The organism is Demequina flava (genome assembly GCF_000975035.1).
Lineage (GTDB): Bacteria > Actinomycetota > Actinomycetes > Actinomycetales > Demequinaceae > Demequina > Demequina flava.
Genome location: NZ_BBRA01000002.1, coordinates 572,578 through 596,908, shown reverse-complemented (window position 1 = coordinate 596,908; position 24,331 = coordinate 572,578). Strand labels below are relative to the sequence as shown.

18 protein-coding genes are annotated in these 24,331 nt (G+C 64.6%); 12 read left to right on the top strand and 6 right to left on the bottom strand.

What is annotated here, in order from left to right; translation table 11 throughout:
* Positions 1-40: 40 nt before the first annotated feature.
* Positions 41-505 (bottom strand): DUF3515 family protein, encoded by a 465-nt coding sequence (locus AOP74_RS11400; protein WP_061962475.1) that lies wholly within the window; start codon positions 503-505, stop codon positions 41-43.
* Positions 506-537: 32 nt separating this feature from the next.
* Between AOP74_RS11400 and AOP74_RS11395 the strand changes: the two genes are divergently transcribed.
* Entirely contained in the window at positions 538-1,476 is a 939-nt protein-coding gene (locus AOP74_RS11395) for a thiamine-phosphate kinase (protein ID WP_082096302.1), read from the top strand.
* Between the two features lie 260 nt (positions 1,477-1,736).
* Here AOP74_RS11395 and rpmB read toward each other — a convergent pair whose 3' ends face one another.
* The gene (gene rpmB, locus AOP74_RS11390) at positions 1,737-1,928 is read right to left on the bottom strand and encodes a 50S ribosomal protein L28 (RefSeq protein ID WP_061962473.1); all 192 of its coding nucleotides are present in this window, start codon (positions 1,926-1,928) and stop codon (positions 1,737-1,739) included.
* A gap of 205 nt (positions 1,929-2,133) precedes the next feature.
* On the opposite strand from rpmB, the gene AOP74_RS11385 reads away from it, so the two are divergent.
* Positions 2,134-3,639: a DAK2 domain-containing protein gene (locus AOP74_RS11385; protein ID WP_061962472.1), complete on the top strand. Its 1,506-nt coding sequence runs from the start codon at positions 2,134-2,136 to the stop codon at positions 3,637-3,639.
* Positions 3,636-5,882, top strand: coding sequence for an ATP-dependent DNA helicase RecG (locus tag AOP74_RS11380; protein WP_061962471.1), 2,247 nt, complete (start codon positions 3,636-3,638; stop codon positions 5,880-5,882). Before AOP74_RS11385 ends, AOP74_RS11380 begins: the two co-directional genes overlap by 4 nt.
* Before the next feature lie 22 nt (positions 5,883-5,904).
* On the opposite strand, the gene AOP74_RS11375 is transcribed toward AOP74_RS11380, so the two are convergent.
* Positions 5,905-7,701: a cellulase family glycosylhydrolase gene (locus tag AOP74_RS11375; protein WP_061962470.1), complete on the bottom strand. Its 1,797-nt coding sequence runs from the start codon at positions 7,699-7,701 to the stop codon at positions 5,905-5,907.
* A 79-nt stretch (positions 7,702-7,780) separates the two neighbouring features.
* On the opposite strand from AOP74_RS11375, the gene rsmD reads away from it, so the two are divergent.
* The 9 genes from rsmD to AOP74_RS11330 all read left to right on the top strand — a co-directional run bounded on the left by rsmD (position 7,781) and on the right by AOP74_RS11330 (position 19,504).
* The gene (gene rsmD, locus AOP74_RS11370; protein WP_061962469.1) at positions 7,781-8,395 is read left to right on the top strand and encodes a 16S rRNA (guanine(966)-N(2))-methyltransferase RsmD; all 615 of its coding nucleotides are present in this window, start codon (positions 7,781-7,783) and stop codon (positions 8,393-8,395) included.
* Positions 8,396-8,410: 15 nt separating this feature from the next.
* The gene (gene coaD, locus AOP74_RS11365; protein ID WP_061962468.1) at positions 8,411-8,893 is read left to right on the top strand and encodes a pantetheine-phosphate adenylyltransferase; all 483 of its coding nucleotides are present in this window, start codon (positions 8,411-8,413) and stop codon (positions 8,891-8,893) included.
* Positions 8,894-9,065: 172 nt separating this feature from the next.
* Positions 9,066-9,539 carry a YceD family protein gene (locus AOP74_RS11360; RefSeq protein ID WP_236683817.1) on the top strand — a complete coding sequence of 158 codons (474 nt, stop codon included), beginning with the start codon at positions 9,066-9,068 and terminating at the stop codon, positions 9,537-9,539.
* A 2-nt stretch (positions 9,540-9,541) separates the two neighbouring features.
* Positions 9,542-9,736, top strand: coding sequence for a 50S ribosomal protein L32 (rpmF, locus tag AOP74_RS11355; protein WP_061962466.1), 195 nt, complete (start codon positions 9,542-9,544; stop codon positions 9,734-9,736).
* Between the two features lie 27 nt (positions 9,737-9,763).
* Positions 9,764-10,486 (top strand): ribonuclease III, encoded by a 723-nt coding sequence (gene rnc, locus AOP74_RS11350; RefSeq protein WP_061962465.1) that lies wholly within the window; start codon positions 9,764-9,766, stop codon positions 10,484-10,486.
* A gap of 8 nt (positions 10,487-10,494) precedes the next feature.
* The gene (mutM, locus tag AOP74_RS11345; protein ID WP_061962464.1) at positions 10,495-11,442 is read left to right on the top strand and encodes a bifunctional DNA-formamidopyrimidine glycosylase/DNA-(apurinic or apyrimidinic site) lyase; all 948 of its coding nucleotides are present in this window, start codon (positions 10,495-10,497) and stop codon (positions 11,440-11,442) included.
* Positions 11,443-11,512: 70 nt separating this feature from the next.
* Entirely contained in the window at positions 11,513-12,130 is a 618-nt protein-coding gene (locus AOP74_RS11340) for a response regulator transcription factor (RefSeq protein WP_236683816.1), read from the top strand.
* 316 nt (positions 12,131-12,446) lie between these two features.
* Positions 12,447-18,845, top strand: a complete 6,399-nt coding sequence (locus AOP74_RS11335; RefSeq protein ID WP_061962462.1) for a ThuA domain-containing protein — start codon at positions 12,447-12,449, stop codon at positions 18,843-18,845.
* Positions 18,842-19,504 carry a hypothetical protein gene (locus AOP74_RS11330; RefSeq protein ID WP_061962461.1) on the top strand — a complete coding sequence of 221 codons (663 nt, stop codon included), beginning with the start codon at positions 18,842-18,844 and terminating at the stop codon, positions 19,502-19,504. Before AOP74_RS11335 ends, AOP74_RS11330 begins: the two co-directional genes overlap by 4 nt.
* Here the strand turns inward: AOP74_RS11330 and AOP74_RS11325 are convergent.
* The 3 genes from AOP74_RS11325 to AOP74_RS11315 are packed head-to-tail and all read right to left on the bottom strand — an operon-like array spanning position 19,501 to position 24,330.
* Positions 19,501-21,114: a GAF domain-containing sensor histidine kinase gene (locus tag AOP74_RS11325; RefSeq protein WP_061962460.1), complete on the bottom strand. Its 1,614-nt coding sequence runs from the start codon at positions 21,112-21,114 to the stop codon at positions 19,501-19,503. The genes AOP74_RS11330 and AOP74_RS11325 overlap by 4 nt on opposite strands.
* Positions 21,107-22,753, bottom strand: coding sequence for a thiol reductant ABC exporter subunit CydC (cydC, locus tag AOP74_RS11320; protein ID WP_061962459.1), 1,647 nt, complete (start codon positions 22,751-22,753; stop codon positions 21,107-21,109). The genes AOP74_RS11325 and cydC overlap by 8 nt, the downstream gene beginning before the upstream one ends.
* On the bottom strand, positions 22,750-24,330 hold the full coding sequence (locus AOP74_RS11315) for an ABC transporter ATP-binding protein/permease (RefSeq protein ID WP_061962458.1): 1,581 nt from the start codon (positions 24,328-24,330) through the stop codon (positions 22,750-22,752). Before AOP74_RS11315 ends, cydC begins: the two co-directional genes overlap by 4 nt.
* Between the last annotated feature and the right edge of the window lies 1 nt (position 24,331).

The window sequence follows — 24,331 nt, the reverse complement described above, 5'->3', positions numbered from 1 at the left end:
CGGGGCGTCACCGCTTGCCGGGCCGGACGAACTCGTCGCCTTAGCGGCACTCGAGATTGTTGACAGGAGCGCGGGCTGCGGCCGTTGAGACTGTAGCCAGAACCTCCGTCACGGCCTCGTCCGCGCGGGCCTTCGGAACGGTCAGTTCGAGCGCGGGGGAGCGGCCAAAGGTCACGGCCACCCAGTCCTCGGAGCCCTCTGTCACAAGCCAGTCCACGTCTGCGGAGGCGGTCGCAATGGCAAGGCACGGTTCCGTCGTGGGCCCGGGAGGCTCCACGCCGCAGCGGGCGATGATCTCGTACTCATCACCCCAGGCCTGAGTTGCCTGCGACGTCGTGCCGCGCTGCTCAAGACCACCCACGACCTCAGGGATCGCCAGCATCACTTCCGCGCACGCGGGGTCGGCGGCGTATTCGGCCGGTTCGACGACCAGCGGGTGCGCGCAGCCGCTCAAAGCGACCGCGGCAACGGAGCCGAGAATGGCAAAGGTGGCACTGCGACGCATGCGCCAAGCCTAATGCTGGCTACCCTCGTTCCATGACCCGCATTAGCGATATGTCCGAGGACGAGCTCATCGCTCTGTTCGCGCCCCGACTGCCCGAGACCGATGCCACGATTCTGGGCTCCGGTGACGACTCTGCAGTGCTCGCCGTCGACGGTGATCTTGTGGTGTCTGCAGACATGCTGGTCGAGGACCGGCACTTCCGCCGGGCGTGGTCCACGGGGGCGGATGTGGGCTGGCGTGCTGCGATGCAGAACCTCGCCGACATCGACGCAATGGGCGCCGTGCCCACGGCCCTTGAGGTGTGTCTGTCGGCACCGGGGGATACGGATGTCGAGTTCGTTCTTGGCTTGGCTGATGGTCTGCGCGAGGCGTGTGAGCCGCACGGAGTTGGCGTGGTGGGTGGCGACCTCTCCGGCGGGAGCGAGATCGTCGTCGCGGTGACCGCGATCGGCGAGACACACGGCACCGAACCTGTAACCCGGGCCGATGCCGAGGTGGGCGACATTATTGCTGTCGCCGGAGAATTGGGCGCGGCACGCGCGGGGCTTGCGTTGCTTGAGGCCGGGCGCCGCGATGCGCCTGAGGCGATCAAGCTCTTCCTGCGTCCCAGTCCTCGCATTGGGGCTGGGCTCGAGGCGGCGCTGCACGGAGCAACGGCGATGATGGACCTGTCCGACGGGCTCGCACGTGACGGTGCTCGGATGGCTCGCGCGTCGCAGGTGAGGCTCGCGGTTGAATCGGCGGCCATCCCCATTCACGAGGCGGCGCAGTTCACGGGGCAGGTGCTCGGCGAGGACGCGCTGGGCTGGGCTATCGGCGGCGGTGAGGACCACCACATGCTGGCGTGCTTCCCGCGCCAGTCCGCGGTGCCCGCCGGGTGGCACGTGATCGGACGGGTTGAGGACGGGGAGCCTGGGCTCGTGATCGACGGCGAGCGGCCAGGAGAGGCCGGCTGGGACCACTTCCGCTAAATGCTCCTCGCGGCACGCGTCGTGACCGCGCTGTCGTCGCACTCGCACTGTTATCGCACCCGCACCGTTGTCGCACTCGCACCGAGCGCGTGAACAACCTGCGGTGAGCGCAATCGGGTCTGGCGAGTTGTGCGGCCCCGCGACAAGCCGATTCGCGTGACCGCAGGGTCTTCACGGGTAAACGATGCCAGCGCGTGGGCGCACGAAAAAGCGGGCGTCCCCCGAGGGGAATCGCCCGCTTTTTACGAGTCTTATGTACGTCAGACGGCGCGCTGCACCTTACCGGCCTTGAGGCACGAGGTGCACACGTTTACCCGCTTAGGGGTACCGGCAACCACTGCACGGACGCGCTGGATGTTGGGGTTCCAGCGACGCTTGGTGCGGCGGTGCGAGTGCGAGATGGAGTGACCAAACGAAGGTCCCTTGCCGCAGACGTCGCAGTTGGCAGCCACGATAGTTCTCCTTGGTGTCTTTGCGCGTCCACGTCAGGTGCGGAGCGCCACATTTAAGAGCCCGAGTCTTCGGGCAACCGCACTAGAGTATCCGACGGACACCCCTGACGGCAAACGCCGAGCGTGTGGCATGGGCCACGTCGGCGGTACATGACAGCATAGATGGCGACAGCGCTGCACGGGTAGCGCTCGATGTGCGGGAGATATGGCGGAATCGACGGACCTGCGGCACTGGCTCACTTCGGGAGCGGGTGCCGTGAAGCGCGCCCGCAAGAATCTTGACGCGATCAACGTCTTCCCCGTTCCAGACTCCGACACCGGGACAAATCTGTATCTCACTCTGCAAGAGGGAAATCGCGCGGTCGCGAAGCTTCCCGAGAGCGCCACGCACCGCGAGGTTGTCGCGGCCTTCTCCCGGGGCGCGCTGCTTGGTGCGCGCGGCAACTCCGGCGTCATCATCAGCCAGTACCTCACGTCATTCTTGTCCTCGGTTGACTCGCACGGCGGGCTGACGGGCGCCAAGCCCAAGGCCATCGCGGACGCACTCGAACATGCCTCGGACGCGGCATATCGGGCCGTCGGATCGCCCGTTGAGGGCACGGTGCTCACTGTCGCAAGGCTCGCGGGCCAGGGCGCTCGTGCCGCGGCCAGCGCAGGCGCAGACCGCGAAGGGACCGTCGTTGAAGCGGTCGTAAGCGCCCGCGCCGCGCTCACAGCGACGCACGATGACTTACCCCAAGCGCGCGAGGCCGGAGTCGTTGACGCAGGTGCTGCCGGATTGGTGTTGCAGCTCGAGATGTTGGCGGAGACCATCGCGGGTCCCGAGGCCCTTGCCTCCTTCGAGGAGGTGCCATGGGAACTGCACGACCACGACACGCACCTGACGACGCAAGGCGCGCATGTGCATGACGGCGGCGCGTATGAAGTGATGTTCGTCGTGGAGGACGACAACGACATCCGCGAGGCCCTGACGGACTCTCTCCATGCGGTGGGCGACTCTGTGACGGTCACCGGCGCTCACGGCCTCTATCAAGCTCACGTGCATACCGACCTTCCGCACACCGCCGTCGACCAGGGCATCGCCAGTCACGCGCGCCAGATCGTCGTGCGCAACATCAAGGCTTCGCATGACGCTGACCGCGCCTCGACCGGAGTCGTCGCCCTCACGACGTGCCCCGGAATGGCCGAGCCTTTCGCGGACGCGGGCGCTGTCGTCTTGGTGGTGCCGGACCCGGCCGCGATGAAGAAGCGGGGCCTGCGGCGCGCCGTTAAGGACGCATCGGGCACCCTCGCCGTGGTTGTCGCGGGTGACCCGCAGCTACGGGCGGTTGCGACCGACGTGGCGCGCAAACGTCGCAAGGAGCCGTTCCTCACGGTCCTCGAGGCCGAACACGAGGCGCACGTGCTCGCCGCCGTCGCTGCCGCGGCCCTCGTCACACCAGGGCAAGACCTGGCCGAAGAGATGGCCGCAGCGGTCGCCCGCACCGTGGTGGGGCGCAGCAGTGCTGATGCGCTCGACGAGGACGTCGACGCCCTCGTCGACCGCGATACCGAAGTGGTCTCGCTCATCCTCGCCACTGGTATCCCGGAATCTGTCACCGGAGTGGTGCGCACATCTGTCTCCGCCGCCGCGCCGACCGCGGACATTCACGTGTACCGCGGCGGTCAATCTCATCCCGCAGTCCTGATCGGCGTCGAGAGCGGCGCATGAGTCCTGAGCGACTGCGTGAGCCGCTGAAGGCAGTGCTCGGCGCCCGTACTGCTGGGGGGCTGAAGAAACTCGGACTCGAATCTGTCGGTGACCTAGTCCGCCACTATCCGCGCCGCTATGGAGCGCCGGGGGAGATGACGGACATCGCCGCGCTGCGCCTGGGCGAACACGTCACGGTCATGGCGCAGGTGAAATCCGTCCAAGTGCGGTCAATGCGCTCCCGCGGCGGCGCGATGCTCGAGGCGGTCGTGACCGACGGAGCCTCCTCACTTCAACTCACATTCTTCGCCAAGCGCGCGGGCGTGCTGCGTATGCACGAGGACAAACTCCGCGCCGGCCGGACTGGCCTGTTCACCGGCACCGTCGGTGAGTACCGCGGGCGCCGGCAACTCACGCACCCCGACTACGTGATCGTTGGCGTGGACGCTGCCAGCGAGGACGAGGCTGTTCTGGAAGCCTCTCGCCCTATCCCGATCTACCCCGCCACAGCATCGGTCCCGACGTGGCGGATCGGGCGATCGGTGCGCACCGTTCTTGACCCCCTCACCGCTGAGGATCTGCCGGATCCCGTGCCAGCATCGGCCCTGGAAAAGCGCGACTTACCGGGACTGCGCGAGGCGCTCCAATTGGTCCACGTCCCCGACACCGACGCCGACTGGAAGCGCGGCCGCGACCGATTGCGCTTTGAGGAAGCGTTTGTGCTCCAAACGGCGCTCGCCAGGCGACGTGCCGCGCATGCCGATCTGACTGCGACACCGCGCCCCGCGAAGGCCAACGGGCTCGCCGCGGCGCTGGACGCCCGGCTTCCGTTTCCATTAACCGAGGCGCAAGTTCACGTGGGTCGTGAGATCGCGGCTGACCTTGAGCGAGACCGGCCGATGCTGCGGTTGCTCCAGGGCGACGTGGGCGCTGGCAAGACTGTGGTGGCGCTGCGCGCCATGGCGCAGGTGATCGACGCCGGGGGACAGGCGGCGCTCCTCGCGCCCACAGAGGTGCTCGCCGCCCAGCACGCGCGCTCATTGAGAGAACTTCTTGGCCCGCTCGCGGACGGCGGGATGCTGACTGGTGCGGACGGCGCGACGCGGATCGCGCTGCTCACTGGATCGCTGGGGTCCAAGGCGCGTCGGCAGGCCCTGGGTGAGGCGGCGTCGGGGGCCGCGGGGATCGTGGTCGGTACCCATGCACTGTTGTCTGAGGGCGTTCAGTACGCCGATCTCGGCTTAGTCGTCGTGGATGAGCAGCACCGCTTCGGGGTTGAGCAGCGCGATGCCCTACGCGAGCGTGGAGACCGTCCGCCCCACACGCTCGTGATGACTGCCACGCCGATCCCGCGCACGGTCGCGATGACCGTCTTCGGAGACCTCGAGACGTCAGTGCTTGGGCAGCGTCCCGCTGGGCGCGTCGACATCACGACGCACCTGGTACCGGCGGAGAACGAAGCGTGGCTCGCGCGTGCCTGGCAGCGCGTTCGCGAGGAAGCCGACAAGGGCCATCGGGTTTACGTGGTGTGTCCGCGCATTGACGAGGACGTCGATGAGCCTGCGGAGACTGTCGAGCCCGATGGCGACGACTCCGAAGAGTTGACCTTGGATATCGCCGATGCCGTGGCGACAGAGGAGCCGAAGGTTCCCTTGGCATCGGTGACAGCCACAGTCGACGAGTTGGCGCGCCGTCCCGAACTCAAGGGTGTGCGCATCGGGATGATGCATGGCCGCTTGTCCGCGGACGACAAGGACGCGGCGATGTCAGCCTTTGCGAGCGGGCAGACGCCGGTGTTGGTGTCCACGACGGTGATCGAGGTGGGTGTCGACGTTCCTGAAGCCACGATGATCGTGGTGCTGGACGCTGAGCGCTTCGGAATCTCTCAGTTGCATCAGCTCCGCGGCCGCGTTGGGCGTTCGGACCTCCCATCACTGTGCCTGCTCGTGACACGCGCGGAGGATGGCACCGTTGCGCGCGAGCGTCTGCAGGCGCTCGCGGACACCTCAGACGGGTTTGTGCTGGCAGAAAAGGACCTGGAGTTGCGTCGCGAAGGCGATGTGTTGGGTGCCGCGCAGTCGGGCGGCCGCTCTTCCTTAAGGCTCCTGCGCGCCGTGCGCGACGCCAAGGTGATTGAAGACGCGCGCGTGGCTGCTGCCGAGGTGATTGACGCTGATCCGAGCCTTGGCGATCACCCCGCCCTGGCATCGGCCGTCCAAGACTGGCTTGACCCCGAGCGCGAGGCCTTCCTCGAGCGAGGCTAGAGGTCAGCCTGGTGGGGACCGCTCAGCGGTGGTACTCGCTCAGTGAAACTCCCGTAGCCCCGAGCGGAACCTCGTGGTCAAGCCCCACAGCGGACCCGGCACCGTCTGTCCACAGCACGGGCTGGAGCAGCGCCATCTTGTCGGCGTCCCACGTCGTCCAGTCATCGAGCAAGAGGCCTCCGGTATCTCCAGAGTTGGGGTTCAGCGACCAGAACGTGTGATGGAGTCGCCGGTCCTCGATGAGATCGCGCAATGCGGTGAGCCAACGATCTTGTCGATCGTCCTCGCCCAAGCGCCCGCCCCATTCGCCGATGAGAAGCGGTGAAATGCCCTCATCGTGGAGGTATAGCCAATTGGGGGTCCAGACGTCGGACTCAAGACTGTCCGCGGTGAAGTCGCCCTGGAACCATGGCTGTTCGTAGACCAGGGGGCCGTAATCGTGCGGAGAGTACATGAGTTTGTCGTCGGGGCCATCGACTGGATCGTCGCCCGCCAGTCGCAGATTTCCGCCCCACCAGGTGATGTCGTAGTCACCTGGATCGTTGCTCGACCACGAGGACCCGTTGCGCGGCGTTGACTCAATGCCCTCGACCATTAGCAAGACGTCGGGGTGAATGTCGTGAATTCGGTCAGCCGCCTCTGACGCCACCGCGCGCCAGTCGTTGTCGCCGTCGTCGCCCCAACTTGCTCGCTGATCCTCGGGTGGCTTGCCGTGAGGTTCGTTCTGAAGGTCGAAGGCGATGACCGTGTCGTCGTCGCGGTACCGCTCGGCTACCCATTCCCATGCTGCGAAGAAGTCGTCTTCGGAGACAGCCGCGGTGTGCCACAGCGGAGCCAGGTGGCCGGTGTTGTCGGCCTCCGCAGAGTGCATGTCAAGGATGACCTTCACTCCGTGGGCCTTCGATTGCGCGAGAAACACGTCGAAGATCTCGAGCGTCGTGAGCCCTTCGAGTTCAGGGTTCGCCGAGGTGTTGACGTTGGTTGTCGTGCTCGCCTCGCCCGCGCGCCACTCGAGCAACAGCTGCGTCGAGATCGGGATACGGATGACGTTGAGGCCCTGGTCCGCGTAGGCCGCCATGGTGTCCGCGAGGTTGACCGACCACAGGCCGTGAAGCACTCGTTCAGACGTATTGAAGCCAAACCAGTTGGCCCCCGTCAGCCACACCTCGTTGCCATGGGAATCGACAAGGGAGTTGCCATCGACGCTGAGCCAGTCATCGCCGCTCGGTGCATTCACTGGTGCGGAGAGGTTGGCCGAGTCGGCCATGCCCGTATCGGTATCGTCCTTCGCTGTAGTGAGGCCCGCCACTGAAGACGAGCAGGTGACGTCCGTGACGTTTGCCTCGCCCGTCGCGGTGAAGCCAAAATCGGTACTGGCGTCGGCGTCGACGGCACCGTTGTAGTCCATGTTGTCTGCCGAGGTCGCGCCCGAAGCGTCCACCTCGAGAGTGCTGTTCCACGATGACGTGACCTTCGCATCGGCCAGGTCCAGTGACACGGTCCAGTCTGGAATGTCGATGCCTGCAGCGGTCACGGACACGTCCGCTTGATACCCGCCGTCCCACTCCGACGTGATGTCGACCATCGCCATACATGCGGGGCCCAAGACCACCTCGTCAGGCTCGGGGGATGCGCTCGACGTTGGCTCGGCCGACGCTCCTGGTGAAGCGGCGTCTGCCTGGGTCGGCGCAGGGGCGGCCGGGTCGATCGCGCGTCCTACTGCCCACCCTGCTGCTACCAGGAGTAATGCGGCTCCCACCGCCGCTGGAATGATGACTCGCCGCTGGCGCCACCAGACGGTGGTGTTGTGCTCGCTCACGTGGATCCCCTCAGGTATTCAATGCTCCGGATCCACCCTAGTGACGCGCCGGCGCCCACCCTGCCCGTACGCTGGAAGTGTGACAAGAATCATTGCGGGAGAGTTCGGCGGCAGGCGGCTCAGCGTGCCGCCCCGAGGCACGCGACCCACGACAGACCGTGTCCGCGAAGCGCTGTTTTCGCGTCTCGACCACTCCGACGTACTGAGGGACGCAGTCGCACTCGATCTGTATGCGGGATCCGGAGCACTCGGGTTCGAGGCCCTGAGCAGGGGAGCCGCGAGCGTCACGTTGGTGGAGTCGGCGGCATCAGCCGCGCGGGTGTTGCAAGGCAATGTTCGCACGCTGTCGGTGGGCACCCGTGCCCGCGTCGTCAAGGAGAAGGCCGGGAGCTTTGTCTCCCGAACAGCGGGCTCCTATGACCTCGTGATGATCGATCCTCCGTATGACTTGCCGCCCAAGGAAGTTGAGGCCGTGCTGTCCGCACTTCCCGCGCTCTTGGCTCCCGACGCCACGGTTGTCCTAGAATCCTCGACTCGCGCAGAGGCTGCGACCTGGCCTGCGCAACTCGAGATCGTCGCCCAAAAGGACTACGGGGAGACCCGCCTAACGTATGCGGCGCTCGCGGAGGCTCGCTCAGGTGACGAAGCGGACCCGGGCGAGCACAGCGAGCCGGACACGGCCGCAGGTGCGTGAGGTAGCGTCGGCCCCATGAGCATTGCTGTCTTTCCTGGCACCTTCGACCCCATCACGGTCGGCCACGTCGACATCGCCGCGCGTGCCGCTGCCCTGTTCGACGAGGTGATCATCGCGGTCGCACACAACTCGACCAAGACGCCGCTCCTGGACTCCGAGACCCGGGTGGCACTCGCGGCCGCCGCTACGGTGAATATCGAGGGCGTCCGCGCCACCCAGACAGACGGCCTGCTGGTCGACTTTTGCCGTGACGCAGGCGCCGATGCCATCGTCAAGGGATTGCGCGGGGGAGCGGACTTCGACGCAGAGCGTCCCATGGCGCTGATGAATAGGTCGCTGAGCGGAATTGAGACCGTCTTCATTGTGGGAGACAATGGACTCAGCCACGTCGCATCATCGCTGGTGAGGGACGTGGCAAGGCACGGCGGGGACGTGTCGTCGTACGTGCCGGCCGGCGTGTCTGAGGCGATTGCACGCTCACTGGCCGCGTCAAGTTGAGACTAGGGCCGGTTATCGCGTAAAGTAGTGCGTCGGTCCTGCTGATGTTGTAAGGGCCAGGTCCTGAGGGACTGGAAACGATGGGAGGTGCACGATGTCGCACCGCCCAACCACCTCTCCGTACGTGTTCCATGTGAGGGACATTGTCCGGAGTCCCGGTGCACACCGCGAGGTGAGCGAATCGTTTGCGGTGCCCCAGGCCCTGGGCACAGATATCATCAGCGTGCCTGAAGGTGCGGATCTGGAGCTCAATGTGAGCCTCGAGTCCGTGTCGGAAGGCATCTGGGTTTCCGGAACCGCCCGCGCGCAGGCTCTTGGCGAGTGTGGACGTTGCTTGGATGAGGTTCGGCTTGATGTCGACGCTACTGTCCAGGGATTGTTCACAGTCGGCGAGATCGAGTCTGACGAGGACGGCGAAGAGCCCGAGGACGTCTTTAAGTTTGATGGTGAGAGCCTCGATCTTGAAGACGTGGTGCGGGACGCGGTAGTGATGAAACTGCCGTTCACCCCGCTGTGCCGCCCGGATTGCCCGGGGCTGTGTGACCAATGTGGTGCAAGGCTCGAGAATGATCCGGACCACGCCCACGAAGCGATCGACCCGAGGTGGTCGGCGCTCCAGAGTTTGACTGAACAGAAAGAGAGTTAGCCGTGGCAGTTCCCAAGCGCAAGATGTCGCGCAGCAACACGCGTGCTCGCCGCTCCCAGTGGAAGACCACCGCTGCGAATCTCGCGACGTGCCCGTCGTGCAAGGCGGACAAGCTCGCTCACGTCGCATGCCCCTCGTGTGGTGCCTACAACGGCCGCCAGTACGCCGAGGCGCTGCGCACCGAGAACGAGCTGTAAAGAGTTTCCAGCGCGAGGACAAGTAACGTGACCATTCCAGGGCAGGCTGCGGCCGACGCCTTGGTGGCACGCCTGGGTGTCACAATCGACCCCGATTTACTTGTCCTCGCGCTCACTCATCGCTCGTTCGCCTACGAGGCGGGCGGGCTTCCCACCAACGAGCGCCTGGAGTTTCTCGGAGACTCGGTGCTCGGGGTGGTCGTTACCGACCGCCTATACCGCGATCACCCCGACCTTCCCGAGGGTGAACTCGCGAAGATGCGTGCCGCCACCGTCTCTCAAAAGGCGCTGTCGCAGATTGCACGCACCATCGACTTGGGCCCATGCATTCTGCTGGGTAAGGGCGAGCGCACCACCGGTGGCGCTGACAAAGACTCCATCCTGTGTGACGCCGTTGAGGCGATCATCGGTGCGGTCTACCTCACTCACGGCATGGATGCCTCCCGTGACTTCGTGTTGAGCCTGGTTTCCAATCACCTCGCAGCCGCCGCCACCTCCGGCGTGGCGCTGGATTGGAAGACTTCGCTCCAGGAAGCCGCTGCTGAGCGAGGCAAGGGTGCTCCTGTGTACACGTGTGAGGGGGAGGGCCCCGATCACGCGCGCACCTTCACAGCGACCGTCACGATCGACGGCGCCGCATACGGCACGGGCGTGGGGTCCGCGAAGAAGCACGCTGAGCAAGAGGCCGCGTCTCAGGCATACGCCGCGCTCATCGCTGCAGACACCAGCGCAGCTGACGCTCCCGCGTAGGGTCCTCGATGCCCGAACTTCCCGAGGTCGAGACCGTTCGCGCCGGCCTCGTCCCATTCGTCACCGGCGCGCTCATTACCTCCGTTGATGTCAGGCGCGACTCCTGTGTGAGGCTCCTCCCCGGCGGCTCTCGTCAGTTCCAATCGATGCTGGTGGGTTCTCGGATTGTTGCGCCCGTTCGCAGGGGCAAGTTCTTGTGGATGCCGCTGGAGCATCCGGCCGATGCTGGGGTTGGCAAGGCCGTGCCGGTTGAGGCCTTCTCGGCTCACTTGGGCATGTCCGGCCAATTCCGGGTGCACACCGCTGCCGATGCCCCTCAGCCGCACTCCCATTGCAGGGCCCGGCTTGCGCTCCGCCGTGGCGGCGATGAGTTTGTGTTGGACTTCCTGGACCAGCGCACATTTGGGTATCTCCACGTCGAGGAGCTCGAACCCACGGTCGATGGAGCGCCCGGCGGGGCCGGAGATGGTGCCGCGAGGTTGCCGGTGAGCGTGTCGCACATCGGTCGCGACGCGCTGGATCCACACCTTGACGAGCGCGCTGCGATGAGGTCGTGGCGCCGGGGGACACGTGGCATCAAGCAGGTCATGCTTGATCAGAGCCTGGTCTCCGGTATTGGGAACATCTACGCGGACGAGGCGCTGTGGCACGCGCGTGTGCACCCTCAGCGCCCTGCCCACGCCGTGACCTCGGTGCAGGCGCGGACGCTCGTCGATGCCGCGCGTACCGTGATGAGCAGCGCGCTCAGGGCTGGTGGCACGAGCTTCGACGCGCTCTACGTCAACGTGAATGGTGAGTCCGGCTACTTTGAGCGTGGCTTAGAGGCCTATGGGCGTGCGGGGGAGCCGTGCGCGCGGTGTGGCTCACTGGTGCAGCGGGCGAGCGTTGGCGGGCGTGCGACGCACTGGTGTGCGCGGTGCCAGCGGCGGTACTCGCCGCGTGGCGTGAGTCGCTGAACGCCGCCATAGCGGTGCCGTGGGCGAGCCGAGTCGTGCAGAACAGCAGGTAACGCCTACGATGCAGGGTATGTCTGACGTGCGTGTATTGGTACTCGACGACCACGAAGTGGTGCGACGCGGAATCTGCGACATCCTCGATAGGGCCGACGGAATCGAAGTGGTTGCCGAGGCAGCGAGTGTGGCGCAGGCAATTCGCCGTGCCGACGCCGTACGTCCAGATGTGATCCTCTCGGACCTGAGACTTCCAGACGGCACCGGTCTCGATGTCATCTCTCACGTCCGCTCCACCTTGCCCGACACGCACATCGTGGTGCTCACCAGTTATGACGATGACGAGGCGCGTGCCGCAGCGCGACAGGCGGGGGCCGATGCTTTTGTCGCCAAGACTGCAGGCTCAGCTGAGGTCGTGAAGGCCGTGCGCGACAGCGCGACGGGGCGCGAGCACGGGCAGCACATCAATGTTGAAGAGGACGAGACGATCTCAAGCCTGACCCCGACCGAGCGCAAAGTGCTCAAGGCCGTGGGCGAAGGGAAGTCGAACCGCGAGATCGCGGACCAGCTCGGCATTGCCGAGAAGACCGTCAAGAACCACGTCACAAGTGTTCTAGCGAAGATGGGCCTGCGCCGGCGCACGCAGATCGTCGCGTGGGCGACGCAGCGCCGCGCCCAGTCGTTCCGCGGCTAACCTCGCGCCATAGAACCGCTGCGGGGTGTGCCTTCCGACGGGCACTCGCATTCTGTCTGACTGCCATGTGGCCTGCCTTGGCGGGCCAATCGCTCACGTAAAAGCGCTGGAGTGACTTCCGTCACTCTTACGATCTGCGCTGCCGGATCGCACTGATCGATGTCCGATTTGACTCAATCGTGACCGTTACTTTGGCGATTTGGTTTGACATGCAACAAATACCGACTTACGTTGAGTTCCGTTAGGTGTCCGTTTGCACGACTTATGTGCGCGTGCAGTCATAACGTCGCAATGATGCGAATACCAGGAGGAACTCTTGTACAACGATGTGCATACACGGTCCAGGAAGTGGGGATCAGCCGTTGCCGGCCTGGCCCTCGCGATTCCTGCTGTTGGAATAGGGGCAACATCCGCTACCGCGGCCCCTGCTTCCGCACCAGCCGAGCTGAACCAGATTCAGGCTCCGGCAGCGGTTGAAGAAACCGCAGACTTCAAGGCGCTGGTCTTCTCCAAGACGGCAGGCTACCGACACGGCAATATCGAGACCGCTGTGGCAGCGATCGAAGGTCTCGGAGACGCGAACAACTTCGACGTTGACGCGACCGAGGATGCCTCGGCATTCACCGAGGAGAACCTCGCGCAGTACGACGTCGTCGTGTGGGTATCCACGACTGGCGACGTCCTCGACGCCGACCAGCAGGCCGCTTTCGAGTCCTACATCCAGGGCGGCGGCGGGTACGCCGGTGTCCACGCAGCATCGGACACGGAATATGCCTGGGATTGGTACGGCGGCCTCGTTGGCGCCTACTTCGACGGGCACCCTGCGGTGCAAGAGGCAGATGTGCACGTTGAGGATCACGCGCACCCCTCGACGGAGCACCTTCCTGAGACCTGGACTCGCACCGACGAGTGGTATGACTACGGCGACAACCCCCGCGGCGACGTGCACGTCCTCGCTTCATTGGACGAGGACACCTACAACGGCGGTGGCATGGGTGACGACCACCCCATCGCATGGTGCCAGCTTTATGACGGTGGACGCTCCTGGTACACCGGCGGCGGCCACACGGAAGCTGCATTCGCTGAGCCGGAGTTCCTGGAGCACGTACTCGAAGGCATTCGGACAGCGGCTGGCGCAGTGATGTCGCAGTGCAACGCGACGGACTCTGAGGCGTACGAACTTGTGACGCTCGACGCAGACACGGGCAACCCCATGTCGCTCAACGTGGCTCACGACGGCACGGTGTTCTACCTCGAGCGCGATGGACGCGTGCGCATGGTGGACCCCGACACCTTGTCGACGTCGACGTCGCTCGACCTGGACGTCTCGCTTGGGCAGGAAGACGGGTTGCTGGGCATGGTGCTCGACCCCAACTTCGACACCAATAACTGGGCGTACATCTACTACTCACCTTCCGAGGTGCGTGCTGGTACCCCCTCAGGTATGGGATACAACCAGATTTCGCGCTTTACGTACGACCCCTCTACCGGAACGTTTGACACGGACTCCGAGGTCGTCGTGCTCGAGGTCGAGACCCAGCGCACCCAGTGCTGCCACGCAGGTGGCGACATGGTCTTCGACAACGACGGCAACCTCATACTCGCGACTGGTGACAACACCAATCCGTTTGCATCAAATGGCTACACGCCCATTGATGAGCGCGACGGCCGGTCGCCTTGGGATGCTCAGCGCAGCTCGGGCAACACCAATGACCTGCGCGGCAAGATCATCCGCATCACGCCGCAGGCCGACGGTAGCTACACCATCCCGGACGGAAACCTCTTCGACGAGAGCGCAAGCGACGCAGATCTGACGCGTCCAGAGATCTTCGCTATGGGCTTCCGTAACCCGTTCCGTATCGGACTTGACCCTCATACCGGACACCTTCTGGTGGCGGATTACGGTCCCGACGCGGGTAGCGACAGCGCAACTCGCGGACCAGCTGCCACAACAGAATGGAACATCGTCGCTGAGCCGGGCAACTACGGCTGGCCGTACTGCGCGGGCGACGAGTGCTACCACGACTACAACTTCGAGAACGGAGCGGAGGGCGACGAGTTCGACCCGAACGCGATCGTCAACGACAGCCCCAACAACACGGGACTGACGAACCTGCCTCCCATCATCGAGCCTGAGTTCCACGGTGAGCGTGGAGCTTCAGACAACCCTTGGCCCGGCGTTGCGAGCAACGGTTACACCGGAGCTCCCATGGCAGGACCGGCCTATGCGTTTGACCCCGACTTGGACGTTGAGACCAAGTGGCCCGAGTACTGGGATGGCAAAGCCTTCTTCGGAGACTGGAATGCAGGTTCGGCCTTCGCCTTCCACCTCAACCGCGAGGGCGACAACCCAGGCACCGAGATACTGCACACCGCGCCCCTGCTGCCTGACCTCATCGGATCAGCGGCAGACTTCAACCGCGTGATGGATGCGACCTGGGGCCCTGATGGCTCGCTGTACGTGATCGACTGGGGTGCTGGCTTTGGTGGTAACAACGCCACCTCCGGCGTGTACCGCATCGACTACATCGCGGCGAACCCCTCGCCTGTGGCCAAGGCCTCGGCTGACGTCACTCACGGTGCTGAGGCACCAATGACGGTGCAGTTCTCGTCTGAAGGATCGCGTCATCCGGCTGCTCTGCCGTTTACTTACGAGTGGAACTTCGGCGATGGCTCAGCAGTATCAAACGAGGAAAACCCCACTCACACGTACACCGAGACGGGGGAGTTCACCGCAACGCTCACGGTGCGCGACGAGGACGACCGCTTCGCAGTTGCCACGGTCCCGATCGTGGTCGGAAACGCGATGCCAACCGTCGATATTGTCTTCCCCGAACAGGGCGGATTCTTTGAATGGGGCGATGGCGTCGACTACGAAGTCATCATTGATGACCCCGACGGCTCGGGCGAGATCAACTGCGACAACGTCGAGGTATTGACGGCGCTGGGTCACGACTCGCACCAGCACCCCATGGACTCGCTCACTGGCTGCGAAGGAACTCTTGTCACGCAGCGCGACAGCGGTCACGGCCTGACGGCGAACATCTTCTGGGTGGTCGACGTTCGTTACACCGATGATGGTGGCAACGCCGGCGTGCCTCTCACCGCATACGGCACCAATATCCTCAACCCGAAGCACTTCGAAGCGGAGTACTTCGACGAGACCGGTGGCGACAGTGACGGGGTCCGGACAGAGGACAACGACGACGGTGACGGTGGCCAAAACGTCTCGTACATTGGCGAGGGTGACTGGTGGTCATACGAGCCCGTGAACTTCAAGGGCATCCAGGGCATGACAGCTCGAGTCGCAGCGCCTAGTGGCACTGGACACATCTCCCTGCGCTGGAACTCCTTGGAAGAGAGCGCTGAGATTGGCTCCTTTGACTACTCGTCAACAGGCGGGTGGCAGACCTACACCGACGTGGAAGTCGACCTCCCCGACCTGCCGACGGGAACGGGAACCCTTTACTTCGTCAACGAGACCGGTGGTGTGAACATCAACTACTTCTCTTGGTTGGGAAGTGGGCTCGATGGCAACAAGCTGCCGGTTGTGGAGCTCAACGTTGACAATGATGCTGGTGCGCCGCCGCTCGTGGTGAATGCCACGGCGACGGCGACAGACCCCGAAGGCACTGACATCACGTACTCGTGGGACCAGGGCTTCGGTGAAGGGTTTGTCGAGGGAACCGCGACGGAGGCCTTCACGTACACCGAGCCTGGTCAGTACCTGCTGCGAGTCCGTGCCACGGATGAGTCGGGTGCCTACGGCGAGGAGTATGTGTCGATCAACGTGGCTCAGCCCGCGCAGACCATCTGCTTCTCGGGACGTTCGGATGACTTCGAGAGCGGTCACTTGGACGAGGGCCGCTGGGACGAGTCAGTTCGCCCTGATCAGTTCGCTCGCGTCGAGGATGGCCACCTGGTGATTCCCGCATCGCAGACCGACCTGTACCAAGGGACGAACACGGCGAACAACATCATCCTCCAGGCACTGCCTGAGGGCCCGTGGACGGCCACCGCCAAGGTGACGTTCCCTGCACGCAACAGCTATCAGCAGGCTGGACTCGTCATCTACGGTGACGATGACAACTACGCCAAGATGGTTCTTCAAGCGCGCGGGACAGACAACGCTGGCAACCGCATCTTCCAGTTCGTGCGGGAAGAAGAAGGTAGCGCCAACGAGGTGAACGATTCGAACACGGGCCAGTTGGGTGCCGAGTTCCCTGACACCTACTACGTGCGGTACACGAGCGACGGCAGCAACCTGAACGCCTGGTACTCGGTCGACGGCGTCGACTTCACGATGATGCCCCAAACCAAGTCGCTTGACGGAATGGACAACCCGCGCATCGGCCTGGCGGCATTCGCGAATGCCTCCGCGCCAGATGAGATTGTCGATGCTCACTTCGACTGGTTCCACATCACGCCGGATGACACCGCAACTGCGGCGACTCCGAACGATGAGTTCGACGGTTCGCAGCTGGACACATGCCGCTGGAGCGTGATCAACGAGGACACCTCGCTGTACCGTGTGGCTGACGGCCAGTTGGAGATCGACACGACTGCAGCAGACATCTTCGGTGATTCTGCGGGAGACGTGCCGAACTTCGTAGTGCAGAACGTTGAGGGAGACGAGTGGACGGTCGAGACGAAGGTCGACTACTCCGATCTTGACCGCCGCTACCAGCAGGGTGGTTTGATCGCACGCTTCGACGATGACAACTACGTCAAGGTCGATGTGCTCGCGACGAACCGGGCCGGCGCAACGGTGGCCCGTAACGTTGAGATGCGTTCGGAGATCGACGCTTCGGTGCAGAGCCCTCAGCCCAACGTCTCTTTGGACGGTGGCGAGGACATCTGGCTCCGCCTGACGCGTTCGGGTGACGACTTCACTGGCTTCTACAGCACTGATGGAGAAACCTGGGCACAGATCGGCGAGGAGGCCCTTACGAATGCGCCTGCCGCTTCGGGCAGCGTCGGTGTCTACGCACTGGGCAACTCTGCACAGGGCGACACATCCTCCACGGCACGCTTCGACTACTTCCACGTGGTCGAGGACGACGCGGTGGAGCCGCTCACGGTGTCTCACACTCTGAACCCTGAGACTCCTCAGGGCTCGGCTGACTGGTACACCGGTGCAGTCTCGGTTGCAGTGGACACCACGGGAGGCGGCGAGAGCTCGGTCTACCGTGAGGTCAACATCAACGATGGTGGTTGGGCGGAGTACACCGCGCCTATCGCGATCACCGATGACGGCGAGCACACGGTTGCGTACCGTGCATCCAGCCCAGAGGCCGAGACAGTTTCCGGAGAGGTGTCGTTCAAGATTGACGCCACCGCCCCGGCGCTGACGGCCACAGTGGACGAGGATGCAAGTCCCCGGACACTGACGCTGGAGGCCGCGAGCGATCTGAGCGGTGTTGCGGCAGTTGAGTACCGCATCGATGAGGGTGACTGGACCGCATACAGCGCGGTTGTCGACCTCACCGACGATGCTCAGGTTGCCCACTACCGCGCCACGGATGGGGCGGGCAACGTGTCCGCAGCCGCGAGCACTTCGCTCCCCGAGGTTGATGAGGAGGCGCCGACCTTCACGGTTGACGTCACCACGACGCCTGAGGCAGCGGATGGCGAGAACGGCTGGTTTACCCAGTCCGTGATCGTCGCTGCGGCAGTGACCACCACTGGCGAGGACCAGGCGTCTGCCGAGTTCTCGACCGATGGGGTCACCTTCACCGCGATGACGGATGCGATCACGGTCGACGCTGAGGGCGAGACCACGATGTGGTTCCGCGCTACGGATGGCACCCACGTGTCATCGACGGTGCAGTCCACGATCAAGGTCGACACCGTGGCTCCCACCGCAACTGCAACGGTTGACGAGCGTGATGTCACAGTCGAGGCCGCGGATGATACCTCCGGTGTCGCTCAGATCGAATACCGCGAAGCTGGCGAGGACACCTGGTCCGTCTACAGCACAGCGGTAGCCGTCCAGGGTGAGGACGAGATCGTCCTCGAGTTCCGTGCAATCGACAACGCTGGCCACGTCTCTGAGATCGGTAACGCAACGGTCGATGCAGTGGACACTGTTGACCCGACCGATCCCGTGGCTTCGGTCACGGCGTCGAATAACGATGTCTCTCCCGGAGACATCATCACGATCAGCGGATCGGGACTGCCCGCGGGTGCTGGCGTCGAGGTGTGGGTCTACTCGGTGCCACGTCAGCTCAGTGGAGTCACGACGACGGCCGACGGTACGTTCAGCCTGAACGTTCAGGTGCCAACGGACCTGCCTGCCGGCGATCACCACTTCGTGGTGCTCCTCGATGGCACGGAACTGGCGCGTACGCCGGTGACGGTCACGGCTGTTGACGTCGATCCCGGCGGAGACGGCGGAACCGATGGAGGCACCGATGGAGGCACTGACGGCGGAACCGACGGTGGCACTGACGGCGGCTCCACCGACGGTGGTTCGACTGACGGTGGTTCGACTGACGGCGGCTCGACCGACAACGGCTCGGGTTCGACCGGCGGTACTACCTCGGTTAGCGGTTCGACCGACGGCTCCACGAGCGGATCGGGTTCGGCGAACCTGCCTGCGACTGGACCTGAGCAGCAGCAGACTCAGCTCTGGGTCTACGCTGCAGCCCTCCTGGTCGCACTCGGCGGTGCCATGGTGATCATTGCTCGCCGTGGAACGGACAGCGGTCGATGACCGGCGTTACCTCTCACACCCTGGGTCTCGGAGGGCGGTCAGCGGCCGCCCTCCGGGGCCTTCGGGCTCTCGTAGCCGCGGTCTTCACGGCATTGGTGACGGCAGTTGTCATCGCTTCCCCAGCATCGGCCCATGGCGGCCCTTACACCCTTGAGATCAAGGGAGACGCTGCGGGAGGGGTGACGGTGTCCGCAGACTACGACGAGGACGGGCACCGGGTGGAAGAGATCATGGACCCTGTCGTTACAGCCGTTTCTGACGAGGGCGAGGAGGTTGGCCCTATCGAGCTCATCTCATCGTCCCAGGGGCAAGGCCTATGGATCTCCGAGGAGCCGTTCATGACTCCAGGGACGTGGACTGTGACAGTTGTCACAACTACTCCCGAAGACGCGGAAACGACGTCCACGATCGAGGTCCCGGAGCTAGAGGAAGCGCCGTCGGCACAGCCATCAGTGGAGCCCTCGACTGTTGTGGGCGATCCGATTGAGACTGACGCCAGCCCGTCTCCTAGCTCCATGCCGACCGCGAGCGACGCCTTCGCATCAGACGATGAAGGTGCGGGCTCTGGGGCGTGGTGGCTGATCGCAGCCGCAGTCGTAGGCGCACTCGTGATCGCCCTCGTGGTCGCGCAACGCATGCGCTCCCGCAACACCGACTAGCCAGGTAGCTGCACGTTCCAACGCGCTACCGACCCCGGTTGCGCAGCGTCCTTGTCGACGGCATGGAGGGAAAAACTTCCATGCCGTCGCAAGGCACGGTTCGCGAGATTAGACGTGCCTGAGTAGCGCTTCAGAGCGCCGGCCGGCCCGATGCCGTTGTCTTGAACGCCGAGCTCTAGGCGGCCGTCCTGGGCGCGTACCCACATCTGCAATTCAGTGGCGTGTGCGTGGCGGGCCACATTGGACAGGAGCTCTCTGAGCACGGCAACGACATCGTCGCCCAGGGTGGGGTCGGCGGAGACAGCCATCGAAAGCGGCACCCACTGAGCCTCCACGACCGTGGGAGAGAACCCCAGTGAAGCCGCAGCAAGCGTGATCTCGCGTTGAGCGCGTTCCGAAATTGGTTCGGAACTACGTTGTCCGGAAAGCTCCCGCATGACTCCGCGGACCTCGTGCTGGGCACGCTTCACGTGATCTAGCGTCGTAGCCAGGCGCGGGTGAAGCGCATCGGGGGCATCCTCGGAGATCGCCTCGATCTGCATCGCGGTCGCGAAGAGCTCCTGGGAGACAAAGTCGTGGAGGTCATCGGCCAAGCGCCCGCGTTCCTCAAGCAGAGCGGAGTGGTTGCGCGCGTGCGATAGCTCGGACAGACTCAGGGCCAACGCAGCCTGGTGAGCGAACCGTTGCGTAGTTTGGAGATCTTCCTCGCTGAAGGGCTCCTCACCGTTGTCCCGCCACAGCAGGAGGAGGCCCAGGGCCTTTCCCTCCGCCTCAAGAGGCGCGTAGAGGGAAGGTCCGTAGTCGGTGACTTCTTTGAGGACGTGATTCCCTGGCGGCTCAGGAGCGATGAGTCCGTCCCCGGAACGGATCACATCCATTGCGCGGCCTTCTTTTGGCAACTCGAGGCCCAGCAGCATCTCGGTGCCGTCCCCGGAGGCCATCTCAATTACCCACCGCGATTCGATCCCCGGGAGCACGAGCGCAGCTGTTGAGGCCTGGGCGAGCTCGCGCACCGCCTCGACGATCGCCTGGAGCGCTTCTTCTTCATCGGTGATGGTGAGCATCTCAGTCGTAATCTTCTGAGAGGCCTCGAGCCACCGCTCGCGTTCGGCACCCTGGCGATATAGCTTGGCGTGGTCGATTGCGACCGAGGCTCCCGCTGCCAATGCAAGGATCAGTTGCTCGTCTTCCGCATCGAACGACGTGGGTTTATCTGCGAGGTAGAGGTGGCCGAAAACGGAGTCGCCGACGGTCAAGGATGTACCCAGGAACGTGCCCAACTGCGGGTGGGCAGCAGGCATACCTTGATGGGCAGGGTGGGTGCGGACGTTTTCGAGCGCGAGCGTGCCGTGGTCGGGGATCTTGCCCAGCACGCCGACCTTGCCCGGCGGGTGCCCAATCATGCCCTGGGTGTCGGCGTCCATACCCTTGACCCGGAACGCCACGGACTCGCCCTGGGAGTCAAATACGTGGAGCGCCGCATACTTAGCGCCCGTCAGTGAGCGTGCTGACTCAGTCAGGGTGTCGAGCACTTCGTCCATCTGCAGGTTCTGATTAAGCGCCGTGATGGCGTCCGCTAGTGAAAGCTCCTTGGGTCCAAGATCACTCATCCAAGCTCACCACCTCATCGACGGATTCGGTCAAGTTCATATGGTGCGTCACGATCACCACGGTACGGCCCTGGCTTCGCAGTCGCGCGAGAACCGCGAGCAACGCTGAGCGCCCTGCGGTGTCCAGGTGCTCTGCAGGTTCATCGATAAGGACGATGGGGTGGGCCGTGAGGACGGCACGGGCGAGGAGCAGTCGTCGGCGCTCTCCGCCAGAAACTGAGTCGCCGCTGCCCAGCACGGTGTCGAGCCCATCCGGGAGCGCGGACAACCACGAGCCAAGGCCCACCAAGTCGAGTGCCTCGCGCGCTTCCGTCTCAGTGATGTCCCCGCGCGCCACTCGAAGGTTCTCCAGGACCGATGTTCCAAAGATGTGCGCGTCCTCGGCGGTCATGCCCACGAGCGTGCCGACCATCTCGCGCGATGCGGGAGTTCCTCCCACGGACACCGTGCCACTGGCGGGCTCGAGCGCACCAGCAATCGTCGTCAGCAATGTCGTCTTGCCCACGCCGGAGCGCCCAACAATCGCGAGCGAGCTTCCTGGAGCCACGTCCGCAGTGACGGGGACGGTGGGCTTCATCTGTGGCCACGCCGCACTGAGGCGGTCAAGGGTCAGTTCACTCGGCTGGGAGAAAGGGCGTGCGGCCGATGCTGCGGTTGCCTCGCGTGGTTCGGGGGAGTAGTCAGCAGGGAGAGCGGGAGCGATGTCGACGATGCGCTCGGCGGCGGTGCGCGAACGGAACAGTTGGGTCACGGCGTTGGGGACAGCGTTTACCGCTTCAAATGCCGCCAACGGCAGCAGCGCGATGATGGCGGCCGTGGTCGGTCCGTACATGCCTGCGTTCGCGCCGGTGACAGCAACCCAGAGACAGCCAATCAGCGCGATACCTGCGCTGAGAGTCTGCAACGCTACGGCAAAGGATGCGGGCTTCGCGGAACGGTCAAGAGCTTGCTCAGCCCGGGCATCGGCCTCCCGCAACTCATCTTCGGCAGCTCCGGCGGTGCCCCAGACCTTGTGCTCTGCTGCGGCATCGAGACTGGACACGACTGCTTCCGCAACCCGAGCATCGGCCGTCACCGCGGCTTCAGCCGCAAGGCGCGAGGAACGCCACGTCAGTCCTGCGGCGCCGAGTCCGGCAATCACCATCGCTACCGCCAAAATCGCGCCCGCCCGCGGATCCATCCAGGTGTTGATGCCAATCGAGATGCCCGACACCACAACTGCGACACCAAGCGGGACTATTCCGCGCACCACCGCATCGCCAACGGCGTCGACGTCCGCGCCCAAGCGCGCGAGAGTGTCTCCACGGCGTAGCCCGAGCACCTTGTCCGCGCGCGCCGCAGCGAGGCGCTCAAAGACACGTGCCCTGAGTGCGACCACGCCACGGAGCGCAACGTCGTGCGAGATGAGTCGCTCGAGGTAGCGGAACAGTCCGCGGCCAATGCCGAAGAACCTCACGACCACGGCTGCCAAGGCAAGATCGGCGGGGGAAGGCATGCCCGCCGCACGGGCAATCAGCCATGCGGCCACAGCTGCGAGGCCGACCGCAGATCCGAGTGCCGCAGACCCCGTCAGGATTGCGAGGGTGAGTCGCGGTCGGGAGAGCTCGGACTCCCGCAGGAGGTCTTTTAGTGCGGTCATCGGGCCACCTCCATTGCGGTGACCTCAACCACGGAGTCTGCCTGAGAGATGAGCTCGTCTTCGTGAGTCGCGACGATCACAGTTGCACCGTCGCGGGCCGCGGCGACGATCCGTTCGATGACCTCGTCGCGAGCGGCGCGGTGGAGGTGGCTGGTGGGCTCGTCGAGAATGATGACGGGCCGCTCGGCGGACAAAGCGCGGTCCAGCGCAACACGCTGGCGTTGGCCAATGCTGAGGGTGCGACCGTCGGGGCCCAGGTCCGGGCGCTGGGGTGACCACGCGAACTGAGTGGACCACCCGTCCACGGCGACGTCGATGAGGTCGGTCCGGCCTTCCGGGGTCAGCGCCGCGACGAAACCAGAGTCGGGTTCGAGCAGTCCCATAACCGCTGCCAATGCGGTGGACTTGCCGTCGCCGTTGGGGCCCACGAGTGCCGTGACCGTGCCGGGCCGGGCGACCATATTGAGGCGCGCGGGAGCGAGGCGGCGACCGTCGGGTGTCGCGACCGACACGTCTTCGACTACGAGCGTCGCATCGTGGAGCGTGGGCGCAGGCTTGTCGCCGCCGCGGTGTGCGATGGGCCGTTCAAGAATGGTGAAGGCGTCATCGGCTGCCGCAAGGCCATCCGCAGACGCGTGGAAGTGGGTGCCGACCATGCGCAAGGGGAGATAGACCTCGGGCGCAAGAATGAGCACCGCCAAGGCCGTTTCGATGGACACGTCTCCGTCGACCAAGCGGAATCCCAGCGTGACTGCGACGAGGGCGACTGCGAGTGTCGTCAGCAGTTCCAGGGCCATGCCGGACATGAAGGCGATGCGCAGCGACCCCATCGTCGCCTTGCGTTGTGCCTCGCCGAGTTCACGAACCCGTGAGGCCGGTCCACGCTCGCGGCCGAGCGCTCGCAGCGTGGGAAGACCGGCGATGAGGTCGAGGGTGCGTCCGGCCAGCTTTTGCATTGCCTCAAGATGCTTTGCAGAGCGTTCCCGGGTCACCAACCCAATCAGGATCATGAAGATCGGGACCAGGGGCAGCGTGCCGATCACAATGAGCGCCGAGACCCAGTCCAAACCCAACACGACCACGAGCATCACCGGGGTGACCGTCATGCTGAGCAGCAATTGGGGCAGGTAGCGCACAAAATAGGGCATCAACGACTCGAGCCCGCGCGTCACCGTGGTCGCGACCGCGGTGCCCTCGCCAGACGCGATCCACCGTGGCCCCAGGGCGGAGGCGTGCGCGACGACTTGTTCTCGTAGTTCCGAGATCACCTGCGCGCCCGCTCGGTGCGCCAGGCGTTCCTGCGTCCAGGTCAGGACTACCCGCACCGCGACGATCACCGCGAGCCAGGCGAGCGCTACCGACAGAGTGCGCACGTCGGTCGGCACGACGGCGCCTAGGGGCCCAAGCCCGTCTTCGGTGAGGGGAGACGGTGCGAGAACGGGCGCGAGCGCTCGGCTTAGGACGAGCGCTTGGAAGCCAATCGTGATCGCAGTCGCGAGACCGAGAATCGCGGTGACAACGATGTAGCGCCTGGCGGGGCCAATACGCCCCGCCAGGCGCGGATCGAGAGGTTTCAAC

What these genes read in the sequence shown, in the direction of transcription:
- AOP74_RS11400 (WP_061962475.1), bottom strand. Translation starts at nt 505, where the DNA reads ATGCGTCGCAGTGCCACCTTTGCCATTCTCGGCTCCGTTGCCGCGGTC.
- AOP74_RS11395 (WP_082096302.1), top strand. Translation starts at nt 538, where the DNA reads ATGACCCGCATTAGCGATATGTCCGAGGACGAGCTCATCGCTCTGTTC.
- AOP74_RS11385 (WP_061962472.1), top strand. Translation starts at nt 2,134, where the DNA reads ATGGCGGAATCGACGGACCTGCGGCACTGGCTCACTTCGGGAGCGGGT.
- AOP74_RS11380 (WP_061962471.1), top strand. Translation starts at nt 3,636, where the DNA reads ATGAGTCCTGAGCGACTGCGTGAGCCGCTGAAGGCAGTGCTCGGCGCC.
- coaD (WP_061962468.1), top strand. Translation starts at nt 8,411, where the DNA reads ATGAGCATTGCTGTCTTTCCTGGCACCTTCGACCCCATCACGGTCGGC.
- mutM (WP_061962464.1), top strand. Translation starts at nt 10,495, where the DNA reads ATGCCCGAACTTCCCGAGGTCGAGACCGTTCGCGCCGGCCTCGTCCCA.
- AOP74_RS11340 (WP_236683816.1), top strand. Translation starts at nt 11,513, where the DNA reads ATGTCTGACGTGCGTGTATTGGTACTCGACGACCACGAAGTGGTGCGA.
- AOP74_RS11330 (WP_061962461.1), top strand. Translation starts at nt 18,842, where the DNA reads ATGACCGGCGTTACCTCTCACACCCTGGGTCTCGGAGGGCGGTCAGCG.
- AOP74_RS11325 (WP_061962460.1), bottom strand. Translation starts at nt 21,114, where the DNA reads ATGAGTGATCTTGGACCCAAGGAGCTTTCACTAGCGGACGCCATCACG.
- cydC (WP_061962459.1), bottom strand. Translation starts at nt 22,753, where the DNA reads ATGACCGCACTAAAAGACCTCCTGCGGGAGTCCGAGCTCTCCCGACCG.